An 8,011-nucleotide genomic window follows, 5' to 3' on the forward strand; every position below is an offset into this window, starting at 1 on the left:
ATGCGTGAAAAAAAGCTAGAGAATTTTTGCGTTTCGGAGAAAAGCCAAAACTCTCTAGAAACGTTGCGGCGAAAATGCCCTTGTATCGATGGCGGGTTTTTGCCCCGTCAGAAGATCGGCGACGATGCGGGCCGTGCCCGCCGATTGCGTCAGCCCCAGATGCCCGTGGCCGAAAGCATAGACCACCCGCGCCGTATGCCGCGCCTGCCCGATGGCCGGAAGGCTGTCTGGCAGCGACGGGCGAAAGCCCATCCACTGCTTGCCGCCTTCGGTTTTCAGGCCGGGCAGGAAGGCCTTCGCCTTGGCCAGCAGCGCTTCGGAGCGGGCGAAATTGGGCGGAAGCTCCAGCCCGCCGAGCTCCACAGCGCCGCCAACGCGAATGCCGGAGGAAAGCCGCGTGACAACGAAACCATGGCCGCCGAAGGTCACCTGCGTGCGCAGGTCGAAAGCGCCCGAAGGCAGGGTGGTATTATAGCCCCGTTCCGTTTCCAGCGGAATTTTTTCCCCGAGCGAACGGGCGATGCGGTGCGAAAAGGCGCCCGCCGCCAGCACCACCTTGCTCGCCTTGCGTGTGCGGCCATCCTGACTCACCACCTCGACGCCGTCTTCCAGCGGTCTCAGCGAAGCGATGTCGAGGCATTCGATGCGTCCGCCAATGGTGCGGAAATGCTCGGCCAGCGCCAGCGTATAAAATTTGGGATCGGCAATGGAATACCAGCCGGGCGTAAACGTGCCGCAGGTGAAACGCGGCGCAATGCCGGGCTGTATCTCGGCCATCTGCTCGGCATTCAGATGCCGGAACTCGATGCCGTGGCGTTCGCGCGCCTTCCAGCCGGCAAGCGAGGCTTCGAATTCCGCCTCGCTTTCATAGACCTGAAGGTTGCCCTCCTTGCGCAGCATGGCTGTCGTGTCGGTCTTTTTCAGGAACGGCTCCAGCTCGGCCCGGGCGAAATCCATCAGCGCCGTCTGGGCGGCGGTGGAATGTTCCACCTTCGAGGAGGCGCAGGCCCGCCAGAAGCGGAACATCCATGGCGCGATCTTCAGCGCATAGGCCGGCGGCACGCTGAGCGGGCCAAGCGGATCGAGAAGCCACTTCGGCGCTTTCCAGAGAATGCCCGGCGATGCGAGCGGCAGGATATCGGTGAAGGCGAAAGCGCCGGCATTGCCCGCCGAAGCGCCCGCCGCCGGTCCCTCGCGGTCGATGACCGTGACCGAGAGGCCGCGGCCCTGCGCCGCGATTGCCGCCGAGAGGCCGACGACGCCGGCCCCGATGACGATGACATCATTGGCTGGCATTACCGCACGCTCGCCAGGAACTTCTGGGTTTCAGGATGCTGCGGCGCGCCGAACAGCTGGTCCGGTGTGCCGATTTCCGCCATCACGCCCTGATGGAAGAAGGCGACGCGGTTCGAGACATCACGGGCAAACGCCATTTCATGGGTGACGCAGATCATCGTCATGCCCTCATCCGCCAGCATTTTCAGCGTGTCGAGCACTTCGCCAACCAGCATGGGATCAAGCGCCGAGGTGACTTCGTCGAACAGCATATATTCCGGGGACATGGCGAGCGCCCTGGCAATCGCCATACGCTGCTGCTGGCCGCCCGACATGCGGTTCGGATAGACCTTCAGCTTTTCGGCAAGGCCCACATGGGTCAGCTGCTTGACCGCAATCTCTTCGGCCTGCTCCTTCGAGATTCCGAGCACCTTGCGGGGCGCCAGCATGACATTTTCGAGCACCGTCAGATGCGGAAAGGCGTTCCATTGCTGAAAGACGATGCCGACCTTGCGGCGCAGCTTGTTGAGGTCCGTGGACTTCGCATGCACCTCGGTGCCGTCGATGACGATCTTGCCGCTGTCGATCGGCTCAAGGCCGTTGATGCAGGTGAGCAGCGTCGACTTGCCGGAACCGGAGCCGCCGATGATGGTGACGACCTCGCCCTTGTTGACGGTGAGGTTGATCCCTTTCAGAACCTCCAGCGGGCCGAAGGATTTGCGGACGTTTTCGATCTCAATCATTGGGGGACCACCGTCTTTCGAGATACCCGCCGAAACGGGCGATGGGGAAGCTGATAAGGAAGTAGATGGCGCCGCAGATCATCAGGATCGTCAGCGGTTCCTGCAGGCGGGTGACAAGGATCTGCGAGGCGCGCAGAAGCTCGATGAGGCCGAGCCACAGCACCAGCGCCGAATCCTTCATGACACCGAGGGTAAGCCCGATCCATGAGGGCAGCGACACGCGGGTGGCAAGCGGCAGCACGATGTAGCGCATGTCCTGCGACCAGGTCATGCCGAGCGAGCGGCAGGCGCGGCGGGTGTTTGAAGGCACGGCCTCTACGCCGCCGCGCACGATCTCAGTGCAATAGGCGGCCGTATAAAGCGACAGCACCACGCAGGAGGTGGTAAAAGGCGGCCAGCCAAGCTTGGCGATCGACTGGAAGGCGTTGCCGAGGACGAGCTGGATCAGCAGCGGCACGGAACGGAAAATATCCAGCACGAAGGTCAGCGGCAGCGACCAATAGGGGCCGAACTGGAAACGGATGATACCGAAGATGATACCCATGATGGTGCCCGCCGTGACGGCGACGGCGGTGACGGCGAGCGTCATGCCGGCACCCTTGGCCAGGAAGGCGAGATCACTCCAGGTGAGAGCGGTTTCAAACATGGCTCACCTCTCTCAATAACGGAACAGACGCGCTGCCAGCAATCTGGCGGCGAGCGTGACGATCTTGGCGATCACGTAATAGATGACCGCGGCGAGCGCGAAAAATTCGAAGGTGCGGAACGAACGGGCGTTCAAGGCCTGCGTGACGCCGGCGAGATCCGTATTCATGCCGACCGTGACACCGAGCGAGGTCATGAGGATTGCCCAGACCATCTGGTTGGTGGCAGGCAGGAAGGCGACGCGCAGCATCTGCGGCAGGATGATGAGCCGGAAGGTCTGCATCGAGGTCATGCCGAGCGAACGGCCGGAACGCGTCTGCGTATCGGGAATGGCTTTCAGCGCGCCACGGAAATTTTCCGCGAGATAACCGGCGTTATTGAAGGCGATGCCGACCAGAAGCGCGGTATAGGGGCTCAAATGAATGCCGAAATTGCCAAGGCCGAAATGGGCCATGTAAATCTGGAACAGCGCCGGCGTGTTGCGGGCGATTTCCACCCAGACGGCGGCGAAAGCGCCGAGAATGCGGTTGCCGGAGAGCCGGAACAGCGTCAGCACGATGGCGCAGGAAAGACCGATCACCATCGACAGAATGGCGATCTGCAGCGTCACCACCGCACCGTCCAGAAGCTGCGGCAAAGCCTTCAGCGCCTGATTCCAGTGGAATGTATAGTTGAACATGAAAGTCCCGCCTTTTCAGAAACGATCAACGGCGCGATCATCTCGACCGCGCCGTTCACGAAAATTCCTGATCAGCGATAAACGCCGTTGACGGTGAGCGAAGGCACTTCGCCGCCAACCCATTTTTCGTAGAGTTCGGCGTAGCGGCCGGTACGAACCTGCTGGTTGATGAAGAGGTTCAGGTAGTTGATGAAGCCGTATTCGTCACGGTTGGTGAAGAGCGCGACATAGTCGATGTCGTAAGGCGCCTTGCCGACAACCGAAATGCCGGCGAACTTGCCGCCCTTGACGTTGGACTGCGCGACCGTAGAGGTGGAAACGGTGGCGTCGATCTGGCCCTGGCTAAGCGCGAGGAACACGTCGGCCTGCGTCTGGTAAGGACGGAATTCGCCGGTGCCCCATTCCTTGACCGATTTTTCGAGCGCGATGGCTTCGAACGTGCCGGCGGTTGCGCCGACGGTCTTGCCCTTCATGTCTTCAAAAGACTTGATGCCGGACTTGTCGTTGGCGGTAACGGCCATTTCGAAGGCGAAATAAGGCACTGTCATGCCGACAGTCTTGGCGCGCTCAAGCGTATCCGAAGTAGAGGCAACGCCGACATCGACGCGGCCGGACATCAGCGCCGGAATACGCTCGGGGAACGGCGTCTCGACGATTTCAGCCGTGACGCCGAGCGCCTTGGCGAGATCGTTGCAATAATCGACATCGAAGCCGATCGGGTTGTTGGCGTCATCACGCGCGCCCATGGGCGGGAAATCGAGCACGACGGCGCAACGCAGCGTGCCGGACGAAATGATGTCGTCAAGTTTGTCGGCCTTGGCCGGGGTGATAGCGAAAGTGGCGGCCAGCAGGCCGGCGACGATGACCGATTTTTTCATTCTTTATTTGCTCCCACAATTGGTCTGCCCTTCAAGGCGCGGTCACTATTTCCCCAAGAAAGCGATAAATCAACATAAAAATACAACGAGTATACAAAAAGAATTTTTGCATCTGCGAAGAAGCGGCGTCTGTCCGGCGGGCCTGATCAAAAAATGCCGCGGGAAAAATGTTTGGCCATGCACGAAGGTACAACCTTGCCGATCCCCGTATCTGCCACGGGAAGCCGGCCGGTCCGCATCTCTGTGACGGCAAGATCTTTTTCAACCCAAGGGCTTGGGCTTGCCGGCCTTTCCTTCACCGGCACGGGAGTGAGGGCCTGCCATGGGGCCACGAGTTTGCGGCTCACAATTTTTGATTTCAGCTTTCCGGGCAGCCCGACGAAAAGACACGTTGCAATAGCCTTGCCTTTGTATACTTTATGTATTCAAAATGTGCGAGCCGACATCGGAGGAATATGATGAGCGATACGACCACCCTGAGCATCAACGGGCTTTCTGAGCGGGTCGAGGCGATTTTCCGCAGGGCGGGCCTCAACGCCGTGCAGTCGGGCGCGCTGGCGCGCGTCATTACCGCCGGCGAACGGGACGCCTGCAAGTCCCACGGCATCTACCGTATCGAAGGCGCGCTGCGCACGGTCAAGGCTGGCAAGGTGAAGCCTAATGCGGTTCCGGAAATCACCGAGGACGACGGCACGGCGATCGTCAAGGTCAACGCCAATGGCGGATTCGCCAACCCGGCCTTTGAACTTGGATTGCCGGTTCTGGCCGAGCGGGCGAAACGTCTTGGCATTGCCGCGCTCGCCATCAATGATTGCACGCATTTCTCGGCGCTCTGGCCGGAAGTGGAAGGTCTGACCGAAAACGGCCTCGCCGGCCTGGTGATGTGCCCCAGCTATTCCACCGTCGCCCCCACTGGCGGCAGCAAGCCGCTGCTTGGCACCAACCCCTTTGCCTTCGGCTGGCCGCGCAGGGAAAATTCGCCTTATGTCTTTGATTTCGCCACATCCGTTGCCGCACGCGGCGAAATTGAGCTGCACCGGCGAGCGGGCAAACAATTGCCCGAAGGCTGGGCCGTCGACGCCGAGGGCAACCCGACGACCGACCCGGAAGCCGCCCTTGCCGGCGCCATGCTGCCGTTTGGCGGCCACAAGGGATCGGCAATCGGCACCATGATCGAGCTTCTCGCCGGCATCATGATCGGCGATCTGACCAGCCCCGAAGCGCTGGAATTTCTCGGCACCACGACGCTTGCGCCGATCCATGGCGAACTGATCGTCGCCTTTTCTCCCGAAGCCTTCGCCAAGGGCCGCCCCGGCGACCCCTTCCAGCGGGCGGAAGTGCTGTTCGACGCCATTGTCGGCCAGGGCGCCCGCCTGCCCTCCGGCCGCCGCTTCGCCGCCCGCGTCAAATCCGAAAGCGAAGGCATTACGCTGACCGCCGCAGAAATGGCGGGGCTCGACCGGCTGCTGGAGAAGGGTCTGGACGCGGTCGCCTGATCGCGTTTAGATCTGGAAATGAAAAAGGCCCGCGATTGCGGGCCTTTTTACATTAAAAATAAGTCCAGACATTCGACGTCATCCCATACACTTGACGCCATTCATGCACTCCGCGTCCATAATGCATTCGAAGTCATCCTCGGGCTTGACCCGAGGATGACGTTGTGTATGGGGTGAGCGCCTGAGTAAAAGGAGGCCCGCAATGCTGGCCTCCATCTCAGTCGACCTCAGACAGTCTCAGGCTGCCTTGCAGGCCTGCACGGCGCCCGGAAGCTTGCTCCAGTCGGCATACCAGCTGTTGAACAGCTTGAACTGCGCCTCGACATAACCGCGCTGGCTGTCGGTCAGGGCATCGGTCTCGTTGAAGTGAAGCGTGTATTCCTTGTCGCCCTTCAGCACCATCATATGCTTGAAATAGAGAACCAGATCCGGACCTTCGTCGAAGGACGAGAGAACGGCGAGCGCCTGCTCCAGCTCCAGCGCGCGGGCGCGGGCATCCGCATCGCCCCTGGCGGCCGCCTGCGACAGCTTGCAGAGGTGAATGACTTCCTTCGGCAGCACATTGCCGATGCCGGTGATGGCGCCGGTTGCGCCGCAATTGACGAAACCGTGGAAGACCGCGGTATCGACGCCGATCATCAGGGTCACTTCGTCATCGCGGCTGGTGATGTTTTCAGCCGCGTAACGCATATCCGCCGGACCGCCGAATTCCTTGAAGCCGAGGAGGTTCTTGTGTTCGGCGCGCAGCGCGAAGAAGAGATCGGCGCGGGTGGCGAAGCCGTAATAGGGGCTGTTGTAGATGACAGCAGGGATTTCAGGCGCGGCGGACAGGATGGCCTTGAAATGCGCCTTCTGGGCGGCGATGACCGAACCGCGCGACAGGACGCGCGGAATGACCATCAGACCCTTGGCGCCAACCTTCTGGGCGTGCGCGGCGTGCGCAACGGCAGATGCCGTGTTGACCGCACCAGTGCCGACGATGACGGGAATGCCGGCCTTCACCAGACGCTCCACACCTTCCATGCGCTCACCATCCGTCAGGAGCGGCCAGTCGCCCATCGAACCGCAATAAACGACGGCGGACATGCCATCGGCGATCAGTTCCTTGCCCTTGCGGACAAGCGCATCGAAATCGGGGGTGCGATCTTCCTTGCACGGGGTCATCAAGGCGGGGATCACGCCGGAAAAAATGCTGGCCGTCATTACTAGCTCCTAAGGCACATGTTTCTCAGGAATGGACGCACCTCCGCGCCACCCTTTCAACAGGGACATTACAATCTTGTATTTTATTTGTCGACAAGAAATCGACAAGCTACAGATTTATTTCCAGCCGTTCGTTTCGCACCAGCAGTTTCTGCACCTGCCGCACGATCTGCTCGGCATGTTCCCGCGCCAGCCTTTCGGAAAGAGCGATGTCACGCGCGGCAATCGCGGCGATGATCTCATCATGATCGTCGACGAAGCGCTTCGGCAGGCGATCGTCATAGGACTGGTAATAAAGCCGGAGGATACGGCGTCCCTCATCCAGCAGGCGCTTGAACAGGCTGGTGAAATAGGGGTTACGCCCGGCTTCGGCGATGGACAGGTGAAGGGCAGCATTGGTGGAGATCATCGCCAGCGCATTCTGCTCTTCGACGGCGATGGCGAATTCCGCGTTATGGGCGCGGATTCCGGCCAGATCTTCCGGACGATGATATTGCGCGGCAAGCTGGGTGGTTACCCGGTACATCAGGACCAGCGCATCGAAATAGGTGTGCATGTTGAGGAAATCGATATTCGACACCATCGTCGAGCGGTTCGGCAGCGTATCGATCAGCCCCTCGCCCGAAAGCCGCACCAGCGCCTCGCGGATCGGCGTGCGCGACATCTTGAACCTTTCGGCGAGCTGCACTTCGTCGATGGGGCTGCCCGGCGGCAGAACCAGATCGAGAATCTCGTCGCGCAGCAGATCGTAGACCATCTTCACGCCGGAGCCGCGCTTGCGCTCGGCAGATGCAATTATGTCCGTCATCATCAAATCCCTCTTGTCGACATAAAGAGTACTATTATATTTTTTCCCGATCAACGCCGCGCAGCGCCGCAACCACTTCGAATGGCGGAATAATTGTTCAAAAACAACAAAAAGCCGTCGCGAAAATTGCCCGCGACGGCTTCAAACATGCGATTCGTGGCGTTGATGCTATTTATACGGCGTCGCCGCTTAAGAGTGGATGATTTCCCTTAGAAGCGAAGAGCATGCCGCTTTTCTCTTCTCCCCGAGGGGGAGAAGGTCGCGGCAGCGGGATGAGCGACTGT

General features: G+C 60.4%; 8 protein-coding genes. 1 reads left to right on the forward strand and 7 read right to left on the reverse strand.

Translation table 11 applies throughout. From position 1 onward, the window contains the following. Nucleotides 1-54: 54 nt before the first annotated feature. The 5 genes from N5D22_RS24080 to N5D22_RS24100 all read right to left on the reverse strand — a co-directional run bounded on the left by N5D22_RS24080 (nt 55) and on the right by N5D22_RS24100 (nt 4,220). Complete coding sequence (locus tag N5D22_RS24080; protein ID WP_279658422.1) at nt 55-1,296, reverse strand: FAD-binding oxidoreductase; 1,242 nt, start codon at nt 1,294-1,296, stop codon at nt 55-57. Next, nucleotides 1,296-2,018 (reverse strand): amino acid ABC transporter ATP-binding protein, encoded by a 723-nt coding sequence (locus tag N5D22_RS24085; protein WP_065657687.1) that lies wholly within the window; start codon nt 2,016-2,018, stop codon nt 1,296-1,298. The genes N5D22_RS24080 and N5D22_RS24085 overlap by 1 nt, the downstream gene beginning before the upstream one ends. Beyond that, nucleotides 2,011-2,664, reverse strand: a complete 654-nt coding sequence (locus tag N5D22_RS24090; RefSeq protein WP_279658423.1) for an amino acid ABC transporter permease — start codon at nt 2,662-2,664, stop codon at nt 2,011-2,013. Before N5D22_RS24090 ends, N5D22_RS24085 begins: the two co-directional genes overlap by 8 nt. A gap of 12 nt (nt 2,665-2,676) precedes the next feature. Beyond that, the gene (locus N5D22_RS24095; RefSeq protein WP_003521708.1) at nt 2,677-3,342 is read right to left on the reverse strand and encodes an amino acid ABC transporter permease; all 666 of its coding nucleotides are present in this window, start codon (nt 3,340-3,342) and stop codon (nt 2,677-2,679) included. 71 nt (nt 3,343-3,413) lie between these two features. Continuing rightward, nucleotides 3,414-4,220 (reverse strand): transporter substrate-binding domain-containing protein, encoded by an 807-nt coding sequence (locus tag N5D22_RS24100; RefSeq protein ID WP_174046603.1) that lies wholly within the window; start codon nt 4,218-4,220, stop codon nt 3,414-3,416. 458 nt (nt 4,221-4,678) lie between these two features. Between N5D22_RS24100 and N5D22_RS24105 the strand changes: the two genes are divergently transcribed. Then, nucleotides 4,679-5,716 carry an Ldh family oxidoreductase gene (locus N5D22_RS24105; protein ID WP_279658424.1) on the forward strand — a complete coding sequence of 346 codons (1,038 nt, stop codon included), beginning with the start codon at nt 4,679-4,681 and terminating at the stop codon, nt 5,714-5,716. A 237-nt stretch (nt 5,717-5,953) separates the two neighbouring features. On the opposite strand, the gene N5D22_RS24110 is transcribed toward N5D22_RS24105, so the two are convergent. Both N5D22_RS24110 and N5D22_RS24115 read right to left on the reverse strand, forming a co-directional pair. After that, nucleotides 5,954-6,919: a dihydrodipicolinate synthase family protein gene (locus N5D22_RS24110; RefSeq protein ID WP_279658425.1), complete on the reverse strand. Its 966-nt coding sequence runs from the start codon at nt 6,917-6,919 to the stop codon at nt 5,954-5,956. Between the two features lie 109 nt (nt 6,920-7,028). Further along, nucleotides 7,029-7,727, reverse strand: a complete 699-nt coding sequence (locus N5D22_RS24115) for a GntR family transcriptional regulator (RefSeq protein ID WP_279658426.1) — start codon at nt 7,725-7,727, stop codon at nt 7,029-7,031. Between the last annotated feature and the right edge of the window lie 284 nt (nt 7,728-8,011).

Origin of the sequence: Agrobacterium sp. GD03872, assembly GCF_029840625.1 — a bacterium.
GTDB classification, from domain to species: Bacteria; Pseudomonadota; Alphaproteobacteria; order Rhizobiales; family Rhizobiaceae; genus Agrobacterium; species Agrobacterium fabrum_A.

What these genes read in the sequence shown, in the direction of transcription:
- N5D22_RS24080 (WP_279658422.1), bottom strand. Translation starts at nt 1,296, where the DNA reads ATGCCAGCCAATGATGTCATCGTCATCGGGGCCGGCGTCGTCGGCCTC.
- N5D22_RS24085 (WP_065657687.1), bottom strand. Translation starts at nt 2,018, where the DNA reads ATGATTGAGATCGAAAACGTCCGCAAATCCTTCGGCCCGCTGGAGGTT.
- N5D22_RS24090 (WP_279658423.1), bottom strand. Translation starts at nt 2,664, where the DNA reads ATGTTTGAAACCGCTCTCACCTGGAGTGATCTCGCCTTCCTGGCCAAG.
- N5D22_RS24095 (WP_003521708.1), bottom strand. Translation starts at nt 3,342, where the DNA reads ATGTTCAACTATACATTCCACTGGAATCAGGCGCTGAAGGCTTTGCCG.
- N5D22_RS24100 (WP_174046603.1), bottom strand. Translation starts at nt 4,220, where the DNA reads ATGAAAAAATCGGTCATCGTCGCCGGCCTGCTGGCCGCCACTTTCGCT.
- N5D22_RS24105 (WP_279658424.1), top strand. Translation starts at nt 4,679, where the DNA reads ATGAGCGATACGACCACCCTGAGCATCAACGGGCTTTCTGAGCGGGTC.
- N5D22_RS24110 (WP_279658425.1), bottom strand. Translation starts at nt 6,919, where the DNA reads ATGACGGCCAGCATTTTTTCCGGCGTGATCCCCGCCTTGATGACCCCG.
- N5D22_RS24115 (WP_279658426.1), bottom strand. Translation starts at nt 7,727, where the DNA reads ATGACGGACATAATTGCATCTGCCGAGCGCAAGCGCGGCTCCGGCGTG.